The organism is Deinococcus fonticola, from assembly GCF_004634215.1.
GTDB lineage: Bacteria > Deinococcota > Deinococci > Deinococcales > Deinococcaceae > Deinococcus > Deinococcus fonticola.
Window position 1 is genome coordinate 105,343 of record NZ_SMMH01000006.1, and the last position, 21,032, is coordinate 126,374.

At 63.3% G+C, this 21,032-nt stretch carries 21 protein-coding genes; 12 read left to right on the top strand and 9 right to left on the bottom strand.

The window, feature by feature from the left end; genetic code table 11:
• Window positions 1–47 precede the first annotated feature (47 nt).
• The 3 genes from E5Z01_RS05580 to E5Z01_RS05590 are packed head-to-tail and all read left to right on the top strand — an operon-like array spanning window position 48 to window position 4,111.
• Window positions 48–1,865 carry an ABC transporter ATP-binding protein gene (locus tag E5Z01_RS05580; protein WP_135228457.1) on the top strand — a complete coding sequence of 606 codons (1,818 nt, stop codon included), beginning with the start codon at window positions 48–50 and terminating at the stop codon, window positions 1,863–1,865.
• A 46-nt stretch (window positions 1,866–1,911) separates the two neighbouring features.
• On the top strand, window positions 1,912–2,448 hold the full coding sequence (locus E5Z01_RS20180) for a protein kinase domain-containing protein (RefSeq protein WP_135228458.1): 537 nt from the start codon (window positions 1,912–1,914) through the stop codon (window positions 2,446–2,448).
• A 34-nt stretch (window positions 2,449–2,482) separates the two neighbouring features.
• On the top strand, window positions 2,483–4,111 hold the full coding sequence (locus E5Z01_RS05590) for a protein kinase family protein (protein WP_276321238.1): 1,629 nt from the start codon (window positions 2,483–2,485) through the stop codon (window positions 4,109–4,111).
• Window positions 4,112–4,154: 43 nt separating this feature from the next.
• Here the strand turns inward: E5Z01_RS05590 and E5Z01_RS05595 are convergent, their stop codons facing one another.
• A complete protein-coding gene (locus E5Z01_RS05595; RefSeq protein WP_135228460.1) occupies window positions 4,155–5,099 on the bottom strand; it encodes a hypothetical protein in 945 nt (314 codons plus the stop codon).
• A gap of 60 nt (window positions 5,100–5,159) precedes the next feature.
• Complete coding sequence (locus tag E5Z01_RS05600; RefSeq protein WP_135228461.1) at window positions 5,160–6,368, bottom strand: esterase-like activity of phytase family protein; 1,209 nt, start codon at window positions 6,366–6,368, stop codon at window positions 5,160–5,162.
• Between the two features lie 155 nt (window positions 6,369–6,523).
• On the opposite strand from E5Z01_RS05600, the gene E5Z01_RS05605 reads away from it, so the two are divergent.
• A complete protein-coding gene (locus E5Z01_RS05605; RefSeq protein WP_119766470.1) occupies window positions 6,524–7,177 on the top strand; it encodes an MBL fold metallo-hydrolase in 654 nt (217 codons plus the stop codon).
• Between the two features lie 57 nt (window positions 7,178–7,234).
• Here E5Z01_RS05605 and E5Z01_RS05610 read toward each other — a convergent pair whose 3' ends face one another.
• The 4 genes from E5Z01_RS05610 to pnp all read right to left on the bottom strand — a co-directional run bounded on the left by E5Z01_RS05610 (window position 7,235) and on the right by pnp (window position 11,731).
• Complete coding sequence (locus E5Z01_RS05610; protein WP_135228462.1) at window positions 7,235–7,780, bottom strand: hypothetical protein; 546 nt, start codon at window positions 7,778–7,780, stop codon at window positions 7,235–7,237.
• 84 nt (window positions 7,781–7,864) lie between these two features.
• Window positions 7,865–8,635, bottom strand: a complete 771-nt coding sequence (locus E5Z01_RS05615) for a peptidylprolyl isomerase (protein WP_167757784.1) — start codon at window positions 8,633–8,635, stop codon at window positions 7,865–7,867.
• Window positions 8,636–8,895: 260 nt separating this feature from the next.
• Entirely contained in the window at window positions 8,896–9,144 is a 249-nt protein-coding gene (locus E5Z01_RS05620; RefSeq protein ID WP_135228463.1) for a hypothetical protein, read from the bottom strand.
• Between the two features lie 154 nt (window positions 9,145–9,298).
• Window positions 9,299–11,731: a polyribonucleotide nucleotidyltransferase gene (gene pnp / locus E5Z01_RS05625; RefSeq protein WP_135228464.1), complete on the bottom strand. Its 2,433-nt coding sequence runs from the start codon at window positions 11,729–11,731 to the stop codon at window positions 9,299–9,301.
• 92 nt (window positions 11,732–11,823) lie between these two features.
• Here pnp and E5Z01_RS05630 point away from each other — a divergent pair, with 92 nt between their 5' ends.
• From E5Z01_RS05630 to E5Z01_RS05655, 7 genes are all read left to right on the top strand, one after another.
• Window positions 11,824–12,888 carry a WD40 repeat domain-containing protein gene (locus E5Z01_RS05630; protein ID WP_240738200.1) on the top strand — a complete coding sequence of 355 codons (1,065 nt, stop codon included), beginning with the start codon at window positions 11,824–11,826 and terminating at the stop codon, window positions 12,886–12,888.
• A 48-nt stretch (window positions 12,889–12,936) separates the two neighbouring features.
• Complete coding sequence (locus E5Z01_RS19410; protein ID WP_158591622.1) at window positions 12,937–13,095, top strand: hypothetical protein; 159 nt, start codon at window positions 12,937–12,939, stop codon at window positions 13,093–13,095.
• A 64-nt stretch (window positions 13,096–13,159) separates the two neighbouring features.
• Window positions 13,160–13,969 (top strand): 2,5-didehydrogluconate reductase DkgB, encoded by an 810-nt coding sequence (gene dkgB / locus E5Z01_RS05635; protein WP_135228465.1) that lies wholly within the window; start codon window positions 13,160–13,162, stop codon window positions 13,967–13,969.
• A gap of 19 nt (window positions 13,970–13,988) precedes the next feature.
• A complete protein-coding gene (locus tag E5Z01_RS05640) occupies window positions 13,989–14,480 on the top strand; it encodes a gluconokinase (RefSeq protein ID WP_135228466.1) in 492 nt (163 codons plus the stop codon).
• Window positions 14,481–14,536: 56 nt separating this feature from the next.
• Window positions 14,537–15,094 carry a biotin transporter BioY gene (locus E5Z01_RS05645; RefSeq protein WP_167757785.1) on the top strand — a complete coding sequence of 186 codons (558 nt, stop codon included), beginning with the start codon at window positions 14,537–14,539 and terminating at the stop codon, window positions 15,092–15,094.
• Window positions 15,095–15,155: 61 nt separating this feature from the next.
• Window positions 15,156–15,830: an energy-coupling factor ABC transporter ATP-binding protein gene (locus E5Z01_RS05650; protein ID WP_135228467.1), complete on the top strand. Its 675-nt coding sequence runs from the start codon at window positions 15,156–15,158 to the stop codon at window positions 15,828–15,830.
• Entirely contained in the window at window positions 15,827–16,423 is a 597-nt protein-coding gene (locus E5Z01_RS05655) for an energy-coupling factor transporter transmembrane component T family protein (RefSeq protein ID WP_135228468.1), read from the top strand. The genes E5Z01_RS05650 and E5Z01_RS05655 overlap by 4 nt, the downstream gene beginning before the upstream one ends.
• A gap of 35 nt (window positions 16,424–16,458) precedes the next feature.
• Here the strand turns inward: E5Z01_RS05655 and E5Z01_RS05660 are convergent, their stop codons facing one another.
• From E5Z01_RS05660 to map, 3 genes are all read right to left on the bottom strand, one after another.
• Window positions 16,459–17,280: an SDR family NAD(P)-dependent oxidoreductase gene (locus E5Z01_RS05660; RefSeq protein ID WP_135228469.1), complete on the bottom strand. Its 822-nt coding sequence runs from the start codon at window positions 17,278–17,280 to the stop codon at window positions 16,459–16,461.
• A gap of 9 nt (window positions 17,281–17,289) precedes the next feature.
• The gene (locus tag E5Z01_RS05665) at window positions 17,290–17,808 is read right to left on the bottom strand and encodes a DinB family protein (protein ID WP_119764133.1); all 519 of its coding nucleotides are present in this window, start codon (window positions 17,806–17,808) and stop codon (window positions 17,290–17,292) included.
• Between the two features lie 177 nt (window positions 17,809–17,985).
• A complete protein-coding gene (gene map, locus E5Z01_RS05670; RefSeq protein WP_135228470.1) occupies window positions 17,986–18,729 on the bottom strand; it encodes a type I methionyl aminopeptidase in 744 nt (247 codons plus the stop codon).
• A gap of 32 nt (window positions 18,730–18,761) precedes the next feature.
• Between map and paaZ the strand changes: the two genes are divergently transcribed.
• Window positions 18,762–20,870: a phenylacetic acid degradation bifunctional protein PaaZ gene (gene paaZ, locus E5Z01_RS05675; RefSeq protein ID WP_135228471.1), complete on the top strand. Its 2,109-nt coding sequence runs from the start codon at window positions 18,762–18,764 to the stop codon at window positions 20,868–20,870.
• The last annotated feature ends 162 nt before the right edge of the window (window positions 20,871–21,032 follow it).

A 21,032-nucleotide genomic window follows, 5' to 3' on the forward strand; every position in this document is an offset into this window, starting at 1 on the left:
TTTTCCCTACTGCCCGCCGACCACCCGATCCCGACTGGAGCCCCCGCATGACCACCGCACCCGCCAAAGACCTGACGCTGCCCCTCTCGCGCAAGCTGTTCACGTACGACCGGGCTCTGTTCGTCCGGAACATGCTGCTGTGGGGCACTTTTCACGCCTCGCCCGCGCTGCTGACCCTGGCGGTCAGTCAGGTGTTCACGCGCCTGGGTGAGGCCGACAAACTGAACCTGGGCGGGCAGCCCATGACCCCGGCCATCGGGGCGGCGTGGGTGGCCGTGGGGTTCTTCGCGCTGGCCCGCATGTTCCGCTGGGGCCTGTTCTACTGGGCGCTGCGCTCGTGGATCACGCTGTGGTACACCCTGAATGCCCTGGTGCGCCGCAACCTGCTAGCTTACCTGCTGACCGCCAGAGGCTCGCGGATTTTGCCCGACACGCCCGCCGAGGTGGTCAGCCGTTTCCGGGACGACGTGGACGACGTGGCCGCGTACGTGGAAATCTGGGTGGACGGCCTGGGCATCGTGCTGTTCAGCCTGATCGCGGTGTTCCTGATGTCCCGCGTCGATCCCCTCATCACGCTGCTGGTGTGTGCTCCGCTGCTGCTAATGGTGTTCTTCGTACAGCGCCTCACCCCCACCATTCGCGCCTACCGCCGCCGCATGCGCGAGGCCACCGCCCGCGTGACTGACTTTATCGGTGAAACCTTCGGGGCGGTCAGCGCCGTGAAACTGGCGGGCCGCGAGGAGCAGATGGTGGGGCACCTGCGGTCGCTGGGGGAAACGCGGCGTCATGCCGCCCTGCGCGACGTGCTGCTCACCGAGTTGATTCGCGGCGTGAACACCAACATGGTCAACATCGCGGTGGGCCTGGTGCTGTTGCTGGGCGCCGACCGCATTCGCGGCGGGCAGATGAGCGTGGGCGATTTCGTGCTGTTCATCGGCCTGCTGCCGCGCCTGACTGGCAGCATGGCCTTCTTCGGGGACGCCATCGCCCGCCACCGCCGCACCGGGGTCAGCTACGACCGCATGAACCGCCTCTTGCAGGATGCGCCAGAAGACCAGACCGTGCAGCACCACCCCATCTACCTGAACAGCGAAGCGCCCGTGGTGGCGAACGTTCAGGAGGCGCACCCCTTGCAGGAATTGCGGGTCGAGCACCTGAGCGCCCGTCACCCCGGCGGGGCCGGGATTCAGGACGTGAGTTTCACCCTCCGGCGCGGCGAGTTCGTGGTGGTCACCGGGCGCATCGGCAGTGGCAAGACCACCCTGGTTCGCGCCCTGCTGGGCCTGATGCCGCGCCAGAGCGGCCAGATTTACTGGAACGGGCAGGAGGTCACAGACCCCGCCACCTTCCTGGTGCCGCCCCACTGCGCCTACACCGCGCAGCTCCCCAACCTGTTCAGCGACTCCTTGCAGGAGAACATCCTGACCGGGGCCGAGGAGGCCCGTCTGGGCCGCGCCGTGCGGCTGGCGGTGCTGGAACCCGATCTCCAGCAGCTCGGCAACGGCCTCTCGACCGAGGTCGGTGCCAGGGGCGTCAAACTCTCCGGCGGGCAGCTCCAGCGCGCGGCGGTGGCCCGTATGCTGGCCCAGCACGCCGACCTGCTGGTGTTCGACGACGTGTCCAGTGCGCTCGACGCCCGCACCGAGGCGCAACTCTGGGACGGCCTCTTCACCGAACTGGACGCCACCTGCCTCGTCATCTCTCACCGCCACGCCGCCCTGAGCCGCGCCGACCGCATCCTGGTCATGGAAAACGGAAAACTGGTCGCGGAAGGCGCGCTGGAACACCTCCTTGAAACCAGCGCGGAAATGCGGGCGCTGTGGGCCGAGGAGGAGGAGTATCCTGACACCAGGTTGCCGATTTAATAGCATGACGACGTATGGGTTATAGGGTCAGTAGCCGAGGTCGGACATGAACTGCCCAATATGTCAGTTGGTTGTGCCAGAAGGACGCACTATTTGTCCTGCCTGTGGCTGGACACTAACAAATACGCTGACACTAACAAATACGCTGGATGATTCGCTTCCTATTGGCACACTTCTGAAAAATGGTCAGTTCCGCATAGAACGGAAATTAGGGCAAGGTGGCTTTGGTATCACTTACCTTGCTACTGATCTCGCTCTTGCACGCACCATAGCTATCAAGGAGCTTTTTCAAAGTGACTGGAAACGCCAGGGGAAAATGGTACAAACTCCCATTAAGCTCACGGCCAGTGAATTTCAGGAAATCAAGGATAAGTTCCTTCAAGAAGGGAGAGTGCTGGCGGGCTTCAGCGACCCCAGCATCGTGCAGGTCTACGACCAGTTCAGCGAAAACAACACTGCTTATCTGGTGATGGAGTACCTCCAGGGCGAATCGCTGGCGGAACGCCTAACGCGGGAGCACATCATCTCGGCGGAGGAACTGCTCACCTTGACCCGGTCAGGCTCTGCGCCTGCTGCACGATAGAGGCCACCTGCACCGCGACATCAAGCCCGACAACATCATTCTGGAGAAAGGGGGACGGGCGGTGCTGATCGATTTCGGCTCTGCGCGCCAGTTTCAGGCTGGAAAGACCACCCACATGACCCGGTTGGTTACGCCTGGCTACGCGCCGCTGGAACAGTACGCTGCATCGGGCAGAGTCGGGCCACCGACAGATCTGTATGCCCTGGGTGCAACCCTTTACCACGCCCTCAGTGGGCAAATGCCGCCTTCTGCCTCCGACCTCTTCAATGGTGTGGCCCTCCCCCCCTTGCCAACCGGTACACCGGGCGGTCTGATCACAGGCATTGAAACAGCCATGCAGATCAGAATGCAGGATCGTCCGCAGACAGTGGATGAGTTTCTAAGGATGCTCACCTCAGTTACAGATGCACAGCAGTCTAAGCCGCGTTTCGCAGGGCCGAAGCCACTACTGGACTATCTAAAGTACTTGGGGATCAGCCCAGATACTTTTCTGGACAGACTCGAAGAAGGCACTATACAGGTGAGTGAACTTCCTCCAGAGGTTCGAGCCGAGTTGATTCGCACAAAGTGGATCAATGCTCAGGGCCAACTTACCTTCAGATATGCCTGGGGAAACCAGCCGCGCCAGCAACCGCCCAAGCCGATAGCGTCACCTATACCGTCGTCAACATCAAAAAAGCCAACTTCTCCTGCTCAGCCTAGGCAACCCATATGGACACCTCACCACCCCCAACCTGCACCTTTACCACCCACACCAACGCCTTCTCCACCTCTCGTTGCCTTCCCGGACGTAGCAGACGTGAATCAGCTTTGGTTGGCTATTTGCAAAGTTCCAAAACCTGACCACCTAACTTTGAAAGTATCTATTCTGAATCCAGCAAGAAAGAAAATCACGTATAGAACTTTCCTCCGCGCAGCTCTTTATGGTCTGTTTTGGAGTTGGGGTGGGTGGGCTGCCTCGCAGATTGGCTCTGGACTCTTCAGTGGCATTTGGGTTTTCTTTGCGATAGGTGGAGCACTTTACCCTTTTTTGGATAAAGGCGACCAAAAAATCCTGTCCCAGATTGAAGGTATTGACCAGCAACTTAAGGCGAGGCAAATGTCATACGAAGGCGGAAGCCCACTAACGCGCTTTGAAGCCAAGATACGTGAACTGGAACAGATCAAAACCCAGCTCCTCAACCCCACCGCACTCCTGACAGAGCGTGAACAAGCAGCTCGGCAGAAATACACCCAGCAGGTGATTGAAGCCGAGTTGCGGCGTCACCGTCTGGAACCGGGCCTTGTTCCCGGAGTTGGAGTACAGCGGATCAAAACGCTCAATCAGTACGGTATCCATACCGCGTTTGACCTCGATAGAAAACCTTTGGCAAGAATCTCCGGCATTGGTGAAAAGATCATCAACGATCTAATGGCCTGGCGATCCAGTATCGAGCGGTCGGCCCAGACCAGCGTCAAGCCATTTTCTGGAGGTCAGCAACTTCACGCAGAAGTCGCCCGCGAATTGTGGAACCTGCGTGCCATGTTGGCCGACGGGCCACAACTTCTTCAGGTCGCCACTACCGAAGGGATCAATAATTACAAGCAGGCAGAAGCCGACATCCAAGCGTTATTGGGTGAGCGGGAGGGATTACTCAAGCGGCTTCAATCCGAGAAAATATAAGAGATAGATTTAAAGTTTTCCAATTGAGTGGCTCATCGCCAGTTTACTTGCCAGTGTACACGGGTTTGAAGCTGAACACGCTGGGGGTGCTGGTGTCCACGGTGACTTCGACTGCGCCCACATCGGCTTCGCCCATGACTTGCAGGCGGGTGACGTTGCGTAGCGCCGGGCTGGCGGCGGTCTGCCCCAGGAAGGTGTTTGCGCCGGCCTCGGTAAGCGGGTGGTCGATGACCAGGGTGTGCGAGTCGCCCTGGATCAGCAGGACGGGTTTGCCGTAGGCTTTGGCCTCGGTAGCGAGGGTGGTCACGGTGTCGCGCAGACCCACGTCGGTCAGCAGGACAGGCGAGCCGTAGAACAGGTCGGCCTGGAAGGCGATGACGACGGCGGGGGCGTTCTTTTCCTTCGCTTCGGTGAAGGTGGCCTTGATCCACTCCAGGTTGGCGGCGTTGCGGGCGAAGTACTCGCCGACGCTGGCGATGTTGCGTTCCATGCCGTTGTTGCTGCCGACCACGTGAATGGTGCTGAAGATCACGCCGCCCTGCGCCCAGCGGCTGTTCTCGATCAGGCTGGGCTGGCGCGTCAGGGTGATGGGCTTCTGCCCGAAGCTCCTGTCCCCTTGCTCTTTGAAGAACATCTCACGGATTTTCCCCAGGCGTTCCAGCGGGTCGAACTTCCCGGCCTTCTCGCGGTGGCAGTCCGTCCACTCATTGTCGCCGGGCGTGTAGATCAGGGGGTTCTGGAACAGCCCGAACTCGTCTTTCACTTTCTGGAAGTTCTCGTCGGAGCAGGGGGTGCTGCCGCTCTTGATGTCGCCCACGTGGATGGTGAAGGCAGGATTCAGTTTGTTCACGTCAGCGATCAGCGCCTCGAAACGGGCGTAATCGTCGGGAAGTTTGTACGGCATGTCGCCCAGCGCCACGAACTTGAACGGTGCGGCGGCAGCAGAAGCGGCCAGGGCAAACAGGGCGGTCAGGAACAGTTTTTTCATGGGGTCTCCTGTCAGGATAGGAATGGGCAGCTTCAGGCCGATGTTTTGCGTCGAGCAGCCTCAGGGCCGTCCGACGCCGGCGACCACGTTCAGCGGCTGGTCGAGTTTCAGCCAGATGAACTGGTTCTGGTCTTTCATGTCCTTGCCGCGCCCGCCGGTGGCAGGGTAGTTGTTGTCGTTGGCGACCAGGATGGTGTCTTTGTCCAGCACGATCACGTTCTCGATGGTGAAGTAAGGGAAGGTCAGCACGCCGTTCTGGCTGTCCGGCGCGAGGCCCTGCGGGTCTTTGATGTCCATCAGGTCGGCGACCAGCACTTTCTTGAACGTCCCGTCGGCGTTCTTTTCGGTCACGTTAATTTTGTAGATGCGTTTGACTTTCGCCTCGGTGCCCTGCTTGTTGTCGCGTTCGATGACCAGCAGTTCGGTGTCGTTCACGGGCGTGAGGTCGCCGATGGCCTCGCCGCCCTGATCCAGCGCGTAACGGCCCGCCAGGCTCCATTTCTTATCGGCCAGGTTGATGGCGTGCAGGCGAATCTGCCCGGTGGGGTCGCCCGTGACGGTTTTCTCCAGCAGGGCAAAGGCGGTTTTGCCGTCGGGGGTGAGGGTAAAGCCCTCGAAGCCACCGCTGGCGGGCAGGTTCGCGCCGCTGCTGGCCACACCCTGCGAGAAGGCAGGGTTCTGGGGGCTACGGACTTCTGCGGGTTTGTCAGCGGGGGCGCTCAAGTCCGGGGTGACCATGGGTGCTTCCAGCAGTTTTCCGTCGGCGCTGAAGTGCAGCAGGTAGGGGCCGAATTCGTCGCCGACCCACAGCGTACCGTCCGGGGCGAAGGCGAATCCTTCCACGTCGAAGTCCGCGCCCGTCAGCAGGCGTTCGCGGCTGGCCTCGTTCACGATCAGCCACGGCACCTTCCGGTTCGGGTCACTCAGCCCAATGAAGGAACCGACTTTCACGTTGCCGCGCTGGGCACCTTTCTGGCCGGGGGTGGGGGTCAGGTTGTAGATTCGCAGCAGGTAATCGGCGCTGTTGTTCTTTGCCCCGAACCCGTTGTCACTCAGAAACCAGAAGGAACCGTCCTTGCCGAACTGCACGCCGCTGAACCCCTGCACCGGCTGGCCTTTGAAACGGGTTTCGCCGCGCACGCCGTTGTTCCACGCGCCGCTGTCCGGCCCGGTGGCGAAGGTGTCGGCGGGCAACTCGGCAAAACCGACGAGGGTGGCCGCCGTCGCGGGAGTGACGGTTAAAGCCAGGGTCAGTAATAGTTTTTTCATCACCTCATGAAGGTGAGGCCGGCCCGTCAGGGGGATGTGTCGGTACGGTCAGCCGGGAGTCATATCAACGGCGGAAAGATCGCTCTGTTTCTAGCGATATCTCCCGAACGGAGTGCGCAGCAGCCAATACACACGGCCGGGGTATGCTGCCGGTCATGACTGCCCCGGCCCCCACCCGCACGCATGGAGACGTGAAGATCTGGTCGCTGCCCACTGGCCCCTTGCAGGAGAACGCCCTACTGGTGGCGGGCAAGGACAACCAGGGCTTCCTGTTCGACCCTGGCGACGACGCCAGCCGGATTCTGGCCCTGGTGAGGGCGACGGGCGTGAACGTACAGGCCATTTTGCTGACGCACGCGCACTTCGACCACATCGGCGCGGTGCAGCCTATCCGTGAGGCCCTCAACCTCCCGGTGTACCTGCACCCCAGCGACCTGCCCCTGTACCGTATGGGAGCCGCTTCGGCCGGACGCTGGGGGTTGCCGTTCACGCAACCGGGCGACCCGGAACATCCCATTGCCCAGGGGCAGGAATTCACGGCGGGCGACCTGAAACTAACCGCCCGCGAACTTCCGGGTCACGCGCCGGGCCACGTGGTGTTCGTCGGGGACGGGTTCGTGATTGCCGGGGACACGCTGTTCGCCGGAGGCATAGGGCGCACCGACTTGCCCGGCGGAAACCACCCGCAACTCATCCACGGGATTCAGCAGGAGTTGTTCACCCTGCCCGGCGAGACCTACGTGTACCCCGGCCACGGCGGTCACACGACCATCGCGCGCGAGAAGCGCAGCAACCCGTTTCTGCAATAAACGAAGCGAAAGCGGAAAGCCCCAATGCCTTCCGCCTTCAATGGGAATGGGAAATCTTCAGCGGTAGATGTCGTAGCCGGTGATCTTGCCTGCGGGGCTGGGGTTCGTGGGGCTGATCTTCTCGGCGCGGTTGTACACGTTCCAGCCACTCTTGACGTTCAGTTCGGGAATGGCTTCCTCGCCGGCCGCCCAGGGAAACTGTTCGGGCAGGTTCACGGCGGGCGTGGTGGCGTCGGTGGGGCTGTAGATCAGCCACAGGCGGTTGCGGGCCACGGGTTCGCCCACGTCGTACTTCGCGTTGTTGTTCCGGTCGTCGAAGGCAATGGCCTGGTAAACGCCCGCCAGGTTGGGTAAACGCGGCAAGTCCAGCCCGAAGCGGCGTGTGGTGTCGTTCACCTTCACGACGTTCTGCGCGTACGTACTGTCGTTCGTGAACACGTTGGGAATGCCGGTGCCCACCAGCGCCAGGCGCAGACTGGGGTTGGTGCCCCAGTCGCCGTGCAGCGTGCCGCTCAGGTCGTACTGCTCGGGCGCCAGAACGTCTTTGCCCTGACAGGCGACGAGCAGGAGGGGCAGCAGGTAAAGGGAAAGGCGGCCTTTCATGCCAGGCAGCGTACCGCCTTAACCTGACCGCCGCGTGAAGACCCAGGGTGACCGACCGCCCTTTTTTATGCCCTGGGAGGCCGTTTACCCCTTCGTGAGAATGCGAACGCTCAGGACTTTGTCCGGCACGGCGCCGGGAATCGGGGCGTTACTCTGATCCATGGTGCGCGTGAATTTCGGCAGGATGTCCTCGCCCTTCGTGACTTTGCCGAAAAGGTTGTACTTGCCGTTCAGGAAATCGGTGGGCTGAAACGTAATGAAGAACTGGCTGCCGTTAGTGTTGGGGCCGCTGTTCGCCATGGCCAGCAGCCCGCCACTGTCGAAGGTGAGCTTGCTGCGAATTTCATCCGGGAACTGGTAACCGGGGCCGCCGGTGCCCCAGGTGTCCTTCTTGGCCTCGTCGGCGCTGCCAGGATCGCCGCCCTGCGCCATGAATCCCTCGATCACGCGGTGAAAGCGCGTGCCGTCGTAGAAGTGGTTGCGGGCCAGCGTCACGAAGTTGTTGACCGTGACGGGCGTCTCCTGCTCGAACAGGTCGACCAGCACCTGGCCCTTGCTGGTGTCGATCAGCGCGTAGTAATCCTTGCCGTCCTGCAAGGCCATAGCCGGTTCGCTCTTGAAGGTTCGGACGGGTTTGTCGCTCAGGGCCGGCACCAGGGTGTACCCGGCAGGAACAGCCCCAGGCGCCTTGACTTCGGCCGTCTGCGCGGTGTCCTTCGCCGTATCGGTCTTGGTTTCTTGCTGGGTCGTGTCGTCGGTCTTGGTGGTGGTGTCCTCGGCCTTTTTCTGGCAGGAGGCCAAGAGCAGTAAGCCACTGAGTACCAGGGCACGGGGGAGCAGGGCAGCCTTCTTCATCCCTGGCAGTGTAGAGCATTGGACAAAAGAACGCAGTGCTTTTTGTTCGAGCGGAGCGAGTGAATTTGGACGAGCAGGACGGACTGGAACAGCTCCGCAGGAGAGAATGGAGCGCTCTGGGTGGTGTTCTACAGAGCGCGGAATTCGCAGAACTGCTCTAGCGGCCCAGGATGAGGGGTCAAGCGACATCCCCGGCACCGACCACACAGGGCCGTGATGCCGGGGAAGGAGGCCGCCAGCCTGACAGCGCACGAACCCGCTTACACCAGGGAGGGCAGCAAGGACGGACGGCCTGTTCCGCCCGACAGCAGGCGATCCACGGTCACGTGCCCCCACTCCATCGCCTCGCTAAGGCGGAAGGTGCCTGGCAGGGTCACCTGCGCATCGATGATTTCGCCGTCGATGCGCACGCCCAGGGCCGGTACGGGCGAAGGCGTAAAGCCGCCGGGATGAACGATATAAACGCGAATCTGCTTGCCTCTGTACACTTCCGATTCGAGTAACCGCATGAGCGTAACCTCCGGGCAACGAGCGGCGCAGGGGACGTGGGGATTGTTCCCAAGCGTACTCTTCTTCCTTCAAATGTCAGCGGGTTCCCTTTCTGATGGTGGGAAACCCGCTGACGGTCACTTCAGAGGCTGGAACCGGGAATTGAAACTGAGCTTATTCGGTGTCGGAGAGGGGCGGTGCCGGGGCAAACTGCTTGCCTTCCGCCTCCTGCGCTTCACGGGGGGCGGCGGGCGCACGATCCGGAAAGGGCGGCTGGGCGCTGCGCCATTCTCCGCTATCGGTGCTGGCGGGACGCTCTGCGCGTTCCTCGCGGTGTTCACGGGGAGGACGGTCTGTGCGTTCACCCCGGTCACTGCCTCCCCGGTCGCTGAAACCCCGATCACTGCGCGGGCCACGATCCCCCCGGTCGCCGCGTGGGCCACGGTCGCCCCGGTCACTGCCGCGTCCGCCGCCATCACGTCCGCCGCCTTCGCGGGGGGTGCGGGGGGCCACTTTGCCTTCCAGTTCCGGGCGAACCAGGTCAATTTTGCCGCGGTCGTCGATGTTGGCGATTTTCACGCGCAGCTTGTCGCCCAGCTTCAGCACGTCCTCGACACTGTTGATGCGCTCCTCGCTCATCTGGCTGATGTGCAGCATGCCGTCCTGGCCGGGGAACAGGTTCACGAAGGCGCCGAACGCCGCGATTTTCACCACCGTGCCGTCGTACTCGGCGCCCACTTTGGCTTCCTGCGTGACTTCCTGAATCCTGGCCCGGACGGCCGCCGCCGCCGCGCCGTCGTTCGTGAAGATGCGAATGGTGCCGTCTTCCTCGATGGTGACCTGCGCGCCCATGGCTTCGAGTTCGCGCACCTGTTTGCCGCCGGGGCCGATGACCTTGCCGATCAGTTCGGGGTTGATCTTCATGGTCTCGATGCGCGGCGCGGTGGGTGACAGTTCCGGGCGCGGGGCGGCCAGGACTTCGGCCATTTTGCCCAGGATGTGCAGGCGGCCTTCTCTGGCCTGGTGCAGAGCCTCGCGCATGATCGCGGGGGTGATGCCGCCGACTTTGATGTCCATCTGAAGGGCCGTGACGCCCTCGGCAGAGCCGCAGACCTTGAAGTCCATGTCGCCCAGGGCGTCCTCCATGCCCAGGATATCGGTCAGCACGCGGTACTTCTCGCCCTCCATCACCAGGCCCATCGCCACGCCCGCTACCGGGGCCTTGATGGGCACGCCGGCGTCCATCAGCGAGAGCGTTCCGGCACACACCGTGGCCATCGAGGAAGACCCGTTGCTTTCCAGCACCTCGCCCACCACGCGAATGGTGTAGGGGAATTCCTCGAAGCTGGGCAGCACCGCCCGAATGGCGCGTTTGGCCAGGTTACCGTGGCCGACCTCGCGGCGCGACTGCCCGCCCATGCGCTTGACTTCGCCCGTGCTGTACGGCGGGAAGTTGTAGTGCAGCAGGAACCTGTCGCCGGTTTCCTCGGTCAGGTCGTCGATCAGGATCTCGTCGCGCTCGGTGCCCAGGGTGGTCACGCCCAGGACCTGCGTTTCGCCGCGCGTAAAAATGGCGCTGCCGTGCGCCATCGGCAGGGGACGCGCCTCTATCCAGATGGGCCGTACCGTCTTGCTGCTGCGGCCGTCGGCCCGCAGGTCGTCGTCCAGAATAAGCTGGCGCAACATCTGCTTCTCGACCTTCGAGTACACGTTCTTCAGGGTGGCGGTCAGTTCCGCCGCGCCCTCGGCTTCAGGATCCGGGACGTACTCGGCAATGACCTTGCTGCGCACTTCCTTCGTGCGCACGCCGCGCTCCTTCTTGCCGCGCGTCAGCAGGGCGTCTTTCAGGCCCGCCGCGCGGAGTTTCTCGGTCATTTCCGGCACGTAATCGTGCGTCGGGCCGACTTCCTCCATGAAATTGAACTTCTCGTGGCCCACTTCCGAGCGCATCTGCTCGATCAACGCGATCACGCCCTGCATCTCGGCGTGCGCGAACTCGATGGCGCCCACCAGTTCTTCCTCGGACACCGTCTGGGCGCCGCACTCCACCATCATCACGGCGTCTTTCGTGCCGGCCACCACCAGGTCCATGCGGCTGCGCGAGAGCTGCTCGGCGGTGGGGTTCACCACGTACTGACCATCCACCTGCCCCACGCGCACGCACGCCGTCGGGCCAGCCCACGGAATGTCGCTGATGCTCAGGGCCGCCGAGGCGCCGATGGGCCCCAGCACGTCCGGCGCGTTCTGCCCGTCGGCCGACAGCACCGTGATGATTACCTGCGTTTCGTGGCGGTAGCCTTTGGGGAACAGCGGGCGGATCTGCCGGTCCGTGATGCGGGCACTCAGGATGGCCTTCTCGCCGGGCCGGCCCTCACGGCGGTGAAAACTGCCGGGAATCTTGCCGACCGCGTAATGCCGTTCCTCGAATTCCACCGTCAGCGGCAGGAAATCCAGTTTGCTCTGCGTGTCGCTGGCCTGCGCCGTCACCAGCAGCATGGTGTCGCCGTAACGCACGGTCACGCTGCCCGACACCAGCTTGGCCAGTTTGCCCGTTTCAATGCTGAGTTCCTTGCCGCCCAGCATCGTTTTGAATGTTTTGCCGATCATGGGAAACAGTGTAGCCCGCTGAAAGGAAGGAAAAGGCACCCTGCACCGAAAGCGTGACGCGGCCTGCAAGACAAGTGGGGTTAACTGTGGGCATGAGGTTGTCGCTTCGCCCGGTTCTGTTCATTGCGCTGCTGTTCTCGGCTTCGGCACAGGCCAGCGGTGGTTCTCTGTCGCTGATGGAAAACTGGCAGAACATGGGCAACGCGCCCATTGCGGTCAGCCCAGACGCTTCACTGATAGCCACGACGCGTTCCCCGCTGGGGTCACCGTACCGGCCTTACGACACGCGCCTGGAAGTGCGGGACACGCGCACCATGAAGCTGCTTTACCGCGCCCAGCCCGCCAACGGCGACGGGAAGACGCTGCTGTTCAGCCCCGACAGCAAAACACTCTGGACGGCCCATACGGGAACCCTTCATTACGACGCCCGTTCCGGCCAGCCGCTGGAGAACCGCGAAGGCAGCGACGGCCCCGGCATCAGCGCCCTGGCTTTCTCACCCGGCGGGGAAACTTACGCGCTGGCGGGCGTGAATGTTATCGGGAATCACAGTGTTTCGCTTGATGACACGGCGTCGGGCAAGCTGCAGTGGTCAGGCACGCCGTCCCCCCCGACCGGCGCCGAGAGCGAGCGGGCCAACTGGGTTCACTCGCTGGCGTTCAGTCCTGACGGTTCACTGGTGGCGAGTGGTTCCGGCGGGGGCGGCGTGATCCTGCGGGACGCTCAAACTGGGAAACGTCTGCGTCACCTGACGGACACGGCAGAAGGGGCAAGGCGGGCCATGCGCAAAGGCTGGACGGCCCACGCTGACACCGTGACAGCCGTACATTTCCTGTCGCCCACGCGCCTGCTGAGTGCCTCGCGCGACGGGAAGTTGAAATTGTGGAATGCCGCCACGGGTGAACTGCTCGCCCGCCTGCGCTTGAACGGCGGTTTGCTGGCGGCGGACGTGACCTCTGACGGGCGCATTCTCGCCGCGACTGGGCGCGGGCTGGTACTGGTTGGAACGCAGGAAGATGAGTTACGGATGCTGGAAGTCCTGCGGAGCGCACCTCAGAACCCATTCACAGATGTCAGCGTGACCCATAAAGTCGGGAAAGCGTTCCACGTCTGGCTCATGACCCGCAAAGGCACCCTGAGTCACTGGTTCCTGAGGTAAAGCTGCACCAGGGACACAAATTGCCACCGTTCCGGGCAGACTGCCTGCATGGCTCAGATTCTGCCGACGGTGCTGGTTCTGCTTCTCACGGCTTTAATTGGCTGGGGCCTCATAGTTCTGGTCAAGCGGCTGGACAGCATGGGCGGCGAGGGCCACGGCGTGCGGGGCCGCGTGGCCGAGCCGCAGGACGCGAAGTCAGATAAGTGAACCCTCAGGATAGGCTGGTTCTTTCCATGCTCAGGCGCGGCAGTATGGAGTCCGGAGGTACGGCATGAGTGTTCCGCGTTTTGGGCTGGGAACGTTTCGGTTGAAGGATGATGTGGTCAGGCGCGTGGTGGGTGACGCGCTGGAACTGGGTTACCGCGCCATCGACACGGCGCAGGGCTACGACAACGAGGCCGAGATCGGCGAGGTGTTGGAGGCCTCCGGCGTGCCGCGCCAGGAGATTTACCTCACCACCAAGATCAAGCCGGCGAATTTTGCGCCGGACGCCCTGATCGCTAGCCTGCGCGAAAGCAACGAGAAGTTGCGGGTGGACGCGGTGGATTTGACGCTGATTCACTGGCCCGTGCCGAACGGGGCCGTGAACCCGCAGGACTACCTGAAGGCGCTGGCCGAGGCCCAGCAGTCGGGCCTGACGCGCGGAATCGGCGTCTCAAACTTCAATATCGCCGGGTTGAAACAGGCCCGCGAGATTCTGGGCGACACACCCATCATGACGAATCAGGTGGAAATTCACCCTTACCTGCAGAACCGCAAACTGGCAGAGTTTGCCCAGCAGGAAGGGATTCACCTGACCTCGTACATGACGCTGGCGGTTGGAAAAGTCATGGAAGACGAGGTGCTGCAAGACATTGCCCGTCAGCACGCGGCCACGCCCGCCCAGGTGGCGCTGGCGTGGGCGTTGCAGCGCGGCTTCAGTGTCATTCCCTCCAGCACGAAACGCGAGAACCTGGCCAGCAACCTGAGGGCGCAGGAACTCACGCTGACCGAAGAGGACATGGCCCGCATCGCCACCCTCGATCAGGGCGGAGCCGTGCGCCTGGCCAACCCGGAGAGCGCCCGCCCCGACTGGGACTGAGAACACTGGACTTCGGGAAATGAACACGCGAGCAGTGATCGTGATGGGCGTGTCGGGCAGCGGCAAAACCACGCTGGGAACGGCGCTGGCGAAGCGCCTCGGCTGGGAATTTGTCGACGCCGACGACTACCACCCGCAGGCCAACCGCGAAAAGATGGCCCGTGGTCAGCCCTTGAACGACAATGACCGGCAGCCCTGGCTGGAGATCCTCCACAGGCTGCTGGCCGACCACGTCCGTGAGGGAAGGCCGCTGGTGCTGGCCTGCTCGGCCCTGAAACAGAAGTACCGTGACACCCTGATGCAGGGCATGGACGGCGTAGCCCTGGTGTACCCGCACGGCAGCCAGGATCTTATTGCCGAACGTCTGCGGGAGCGCGGGAGCAGTCACTTCATGCCGGTGAGCCTGCTGGACAGCCAGTTCGAGACGCTGGAGCCGCCCACGAACGCCATTGAGGCCGACATCCGCAGACCGACCAGTGAACTTGTGTCGCTCATCATGGAGCAGCTGTAATTCTCTCGTTCAGTTTCTCCATTGTCTTACTGAACGAATGGCGTAGAATACCGGCCGTGAAGACGAAAGACATCGTTTATATCGCGCTGTTTGCAGCGATTATGGCCGCGCTGGCGGTTATTCCGCCGGTCATGCTGGGCACCGGGGTGCCTATTTCCTCGCAGAGCATGGGGCCGATGCTGGCGGGGGCCATTCTGGGGGCACGGCGCGGGGCGCTGTCGATGCTGCTGTTCCTGGTGCTGGTGGCGGTGGGGTTGCCGCTGCTGGTGGGCGGGCGTGGGGGCGCGGGCGTCTTCGCGGGCGTGACCGGCGGCTTTCTGGTCAGCTGGCCCATCGCCGCTTACCTGATTGGCCTGCTAACCGAGCGCTACTGGCACAGGCTCAGCGTGCCGCTGGCCCTGGCGATCATTTTCGTGACCTCGGTGGTCGTGATGTACGGCATCGGGAACGCCTGGCTCAGCATCGCCGCGCCCATGAGTTACCTGAAAGCCACCCTCGCCGCCGGGCCGTTCCTGCCGGGCGACTTCGTGAAAGCCCTGCTGACGGCCGTGATCGCCGTGACCGTGAAGCGCAGTTACCCGATCATTCGCCCGGCGCGCATCGCTGCGGCCTGAACGCCACTCAAACCGCGAGTCCGGGCTCCACTGGCCCGGCTTCTTTCTGGTGGGAACCTGAATGATCGAGCTTAAAGAGGTCAGCCACGTCTACGAGAGTGGCCCCGTCCTGCAGGGCGTGAATCTCAAGCTGCCGGAGCGGCGCATCGGCGTAATCGGCAGCAACGGCAGTGGCAAAAGCACCTTCGCCCGGCTGCTCAACGGGCTGCTGCTGCCCACCCACGGGCAGGTGCTGGTGGACGGCCTGAACACCCGTGAACAGGCCAGGGAGGTGCGCCGCCGCGTGGGCTTCGTGTTTCAGAACCCGGACAACCAGATCGTTTTTCCGGTGGTCGAGGAAGACCTGGCCTTCGGCCTGAAGAACCTCAAACTTCCGCCCGCCGAAATCGAGGCGCGCATCACGGCGGTGCTGGCGCGCTACGACCTGCAGGCGTTCCGGCAGCACTCTTCTCACCTGCTGTCGGGCGGGCAGAAGCAACTGATGGCGATTTCCGGCGTGCTGGTCATGCAACCCGAGTACGTGGTCTTCGACGAACCCACTACCCTGCTCGACCTGCGCAACCGCAACCGCATCGTGCAGGTGATCCGCGAGTTACCGCAGACCGCCATCGTGGTCACGCACGACCTGGACTTGCTGGCCGACTTTGGGCGCGTTCTGGTGTTCGACGGTGGGCGCGTGGTCATGGACGCGCCGCCCGCGCAGGCCATCGCGTTCTACCGCGAGTTGATGGCGTGACCCTCGGGCTGTACGTCCAGCGGGCCTCCCCGCTGCACCGCCTCGCGGCGGGCTGGAAACTCCTGCTGCTGGCCGTGTCCGGCGTGCTGATCTTTACTGTGCAGGACTGGCGCCTCCTGCTGGGGTGGCTGGCGCTGACGCTGGCGCTGTACGGCCTGGCCCGAATGGGCGCGAAAACGACATGGGCGCAAGTGAGGCCCTCGCTGGGGCTGCTGGCGTTCTTCCTGGTGTTTCAGGCGGTGTTCACCAACTGGGAAGCGGGCCTGGTCACGGTGCTGCGCTTCGGCGTGATGATTCTGCTGGCGTCCCTGGTCACGCTCACCACCCGCGTCTCCGACCTGCTGGCCACGCTGGAACGCGCCCTGAAGCCCCTGGCCCGCTTCGGCGTGAACCCGGCCAAGGTGAGCCTCGCCATTTCCCTGACGCTGCGCTTCATTCCGGTGATCGCGCAGACCGTCAGTGACGTGCAGGACGCCCAGCGTGCGCGCGGCATCGAGAAGAACCAGCTCGCCACCGCCATTCCCGTCATTATCCGTACGCTGAAAATGGCCGACGACGTGGCCGACGCCATCGACGCCCGCTCGTTCGATTAGGCGTCGTGGGTCTTGGGAAAAGCTGTTGCTACAGCCTAATTTTCTTCCGGCACGTCCGGGAAGTTGCTGAGGGGAAAGGTGTCCACGTTCGCGCTGCGCTGCTGCACCAGCACGCCGCCGTCCACGACGATGAATTGCCCGGTGATGTAACTGGCGTCGTCGCTGGCGAGAAATGCGGCCGCGCCGGTCATGTCCTCGGCGGTGCCGTAACGGCCCAGCGGAACGACTCTGGCGCGTTCGGCGAGGTCTGCGCCGCTCAGGCCATACGTGTTGATGAACCCCGGCACGACACCGTTGACGCGCACGCCGTAGGGCGCCAGGTCAAGGGCGAGGGCGCGGGTAAACGCTTCCACGCCTCCCTTCGCGGCGTCGTAGGCGGTGAAGCCCCGGTGAGACCTGGTGGCCCCGCCGCTGGACACGTTGATGATGACGCCCTGACGGCGTTTGACCATGCCGGGCGCGGCGCGGCGGGCACACAGGAACATGCTGCGCAGGTTGGTGTTCAGCAGGGCGTCCCACCAGTCGGGGTCGGCGTCCAGAAAATGCCGCTGATCCGAAATCAGCGCGGCGTTGTTCACCAGCACGTCCACCCGGCCCAGTTCGCGCTCGGTCTGGTCGAAGAAAGCGTCCACAACTTCTTTTTTCGACACGTCGCCGTGAATCGGGATGGCCGCGCCGCCCGCCGCCTGAATTTCCGAGACCACCGCCTGCGCCGCCTCGACCTTGATGTCGTTGACCGCCACCTGGGCGCCCTCGCGCGCGAACCGCAGCGCGAACGCCCGCCCGATGCCGCCGCCCGCCCCCGTGACCAGCACGGTTTTGCCGCTGAAGCGCCGTCCTGCATTCATTTGCGTCATGCCCTCACCTTATGAGATCCCGGCCTCGATTCTCTCGCGGTGATGCCGCGTGTGCCCGGCAGTCACGCGCAGCCAGCCCAGCGGGTCGATCAGGCCGAACGCCGGGTGAAAGAATTTCCGTTCACTGGAAGCGTCCACCGGCACGCTCAACCACTCGCGGCTGGCGGCGATGCGGGCCAGCAGGTCTTCGGGCGTCGCTTCGCCCGTAGGCACCGTTCCGGGCGGGGCCAGGCGTTTGCCGTCCTTCAGGTCGGTGTATTTCTGCGGCATGTCGGGGATGGGTTTGTCCGACAGCAGCAGCCGAATGACCTTGCTGCTTCCCTCGTTCGCCAGCACGATGTGTTCCGCTTCCTGCGCGGGCGACCACTCGCACCCCGGCCTGACCTGCTGCCAGCCCTCGCCGCCCGCCCGGCGAATCACGCCCTCCAGCGCCTGCAATTCTGCCGCCAGTTGCGCTGAAAGCTCCGCGCCACTGCCGTACTGAGCGTTTATTTCCCTAAAATCTGCTTCCGCCTGTGCATTCAACATGCCCCAGTGTATGGGCTAGACGGGCAGACAAAATCACGGAACCTAACGGGTGTTAGGTTAAACTGGCAGGTGAACGAAAAACAGCCGACAAGACGCTGAGATCCGCAGCCAGGCTGGCTGATTCTCGTTCAAGGTTCAGGTTTACCACTCCAGGCAGAAGCGAGAAGGGAAATGAAATCAGGCCGTCAAAATCAAGGGCGCACCGCTGGTAATCATGACCGTATGTTCGAAATGGGCGGCCATTCCACCATCCGTGGTGGAGAGGGTCCAGCCGTCGCGCAGCGTGCGCACACGGCCGCTTCTGCCGCTGGACACCATCGGTTCCACCGCAATGACCAGGCCCTCATGCAGCGGTTTTTTCAGGGCGGGATGGTAAAAGTTGGGGACATCCGGCTTCTCGTGAATGGCGCGCCCAACGCCGTGTCCCTGCAGTTCACGCAGCAGGGTAAAGCCGCGCCGCCTGACTTCCGTTTCGATGGCCCGGCCGATCCCGTTCAGCGGCCGGCCGGCCCGCGCCACTTTCATGGCCTGTGCAAAGGCCGCCTCAGCGCAGGCGATCAGGCGCGAAGCCACAGGCGAAACGGGGGGAACCGCCACGGTCAGGGCCGCGTCGGCAACGTAACCGCCCACATTCGGCGTGACATCGAGGCACACGACGTCGCCGGCCGCCAGGGGACGGTGGGTCGGCAAGCCGTGAACGATGTCGTCATTCACGCTGATGAAGACGTTGACCGGCGCGCCGTACTCTGCACGGGGCGCCGAAAACGCCCCATGTCGAGCGAACAGTTCCCCCGCCAACCTGTCGAGTTCAGCCGGAGTCACGCCGGGTTGGGCGGCGCTCTGCAACATTCTCAGCGTGTGCGCGACGACCTGCCCGGCCCGCTTCATGCCTTCCAGATCACGTTCATTGTTTATCGTCATGTACGATTTTAGCCCGTTTGAAAGGAGTTTCCATGACCAACGCACCTGAAATCCTCCGTCCCGCTTCCTACGTTTACGGCCAGTGGCACAGCCACCCCGAAGGGCAGACGCTTTACGACGCCATTTACGGGCGCCCGGTGGCGGTCATTTCCAGTGAGGGCATTGATTTCGCCCAGGCGCTGGCCTACGGGCGCGAGAAGGGCGCCGAACTGCGAAAAATGACCTTCCACGCCCGCGCGCGCGCCCTGAAAGCCCTCGGCAATTACCTGATGGAGCGCAAGGAGGAGTACTACACCCTGAACCTGCTGACCGGGGCGACCCGCCGGGACGGCTGGGTGGACATCGAGGGCGGGATCGGCACCATGTTCAGTTACAGCAGCATGGCGCGCCGGGAACTGCCGGACGAGCGCTTCCTGCCGGAAGGCAAGGTCGAGATGCTGAGCAAGGGCGGCACTTTCATGGCCCGCCACCTGCTGGTGCCGCGCGAGGGGGTGGCGGTGCAGATCAACGCCTACAACTTCCCGGTGTGGGGCATGCTGGAGAAGTTTGCCCCGGCCTTTATCGCGGGGATGCCCACGCTGGTGAAACCCGCGCCGCAGACGGCCTACCTGACCGAGCGCGTGGTGCGCGACATGATCGCCTCGGGCCTGCTGCCGGAGGGATCGCTGCAACTGGTGACAGGTGACCCGGGCGACCTGCTCGATCACCTGCTGGAGCAGGACATGGTGGCGTTCACGGGGTCGGCGGCCACCGCGCAGAAGCTGAAGGTTCACCCCAACATCGTGAACCGCAGCATTCCCTTCAATGCCGAGGCCGACAGCCTGAACGCGGCGGTGCTGGGGCTCAGCGTAAAACCCGAAGACCCCGAATTCACGCTGTTCGTGAAGGAAGTGGCCCGCGAGATGACCGGCAAGGCCGGGCAGAAATGCACCGCCATTCGCCGCCCCCTGGTGCCGCGCCACCTGGTCGACCCGGTGATCGAGGCACTGAAAAAGGAGCTGAGCAAGGTCACGCTGGGCGACCCGGCGCGCGACGACGTACGCATGGGTGCCCTGGTCAGCGTGGATCAGCGCGAGCGTGTGCGCGAAACGCTGGAGAAATTCAGGGCAGACAGCGAAGTGGTGATCGGTGGTCAGGAAGGCGACCTGCTGGGCGGTGACCGTGAAAAAGGCGCCTTCCTTAACCCGACGCTGCTGCTTTGCCGTGATCCGCTGAACGCAAAAACGCCGCATGAGCTGGAGGCGTTCGGCCCGGTGGCGACCCTGATGCCTTACGACACGCTGGAGGACGCCATCAAGCTCACGAAGATGGGCCGGGGTTCACTGGCCGCGTCGGTGATGACGCACGACCGCGCCGAGGCCACCGAACTGGTGCTGGGCATGGCCAGCAGCCACGGGCGCATCCTGGTCTTGAACCGTGAGGACGCCAAGGAAAGCACCGGCCACGGCTCGCCGCTGCCGCAACTGCTGCACGGTGGCCCCGGCCGGGCCGGTGGCGGCGCGGAGCTGGGCGGCATCGCGGGCGTGAAGCACCACATGAACAAGGTGGCGGTGCAGGCCGACCCCACCACCCTGATGGCGATCACGAAGGAATACATTCCCGGCGCGGCTGTCCGGGAGGACACGCTTCACCCCTTCCGCAAGAATTTCGACGAGATTCAGATCGGCGACAGCCTGCTGACGCACCGCCGCACCGTGACGGAAGCCGACATCGTGAACTTCGCGGGCCTGACCGGCGATCACTTCTACGCGCACCTGGATGAGATCGGCGCGAAGGAGGGCATTTTCGGCAAGCGTGTGGCGCACGGGTACTTCGTGATTTCCGCCGCCGCCGGGCAATTCGTGTGGGCGGCGCCGGGGCCGGTGCTGGCGAACTACGGCCTGGAAAATCTGCGCTTTGTGGAACCCGTCGGCATCGGCGACACCATCCGCACCCGCTTGACCTGCAAACGCAAGATCCGCAAAGACCTGCGCCCCGGCGAAACCCGCCCCACCGGGGTCGTCGAGTGGCACTCGGAGGTCACCAACCAGCATGACCAGCTGGTCGCCACCTACGACATCATGACCCTGGTGGAACGCCCCCGCGACGAGTTCGACCCGCCTGTGGAACGACAGCCCGAGGAGCAGACCGCACAAGCTTAATCCAGCAAGTCCTGACCGGAGACCCGTGATGAGCGGAACTCCGGTCTTTGCTGCTGTCCTTTGTCTACCGCCAGATTTAGGAAGGTGACAGCCATGTCAGGCCCGGCATGAATAGTGAAGGTGATGTTGCCGTCCGTTCACCCCCCAGATCTGTTCAGCCGC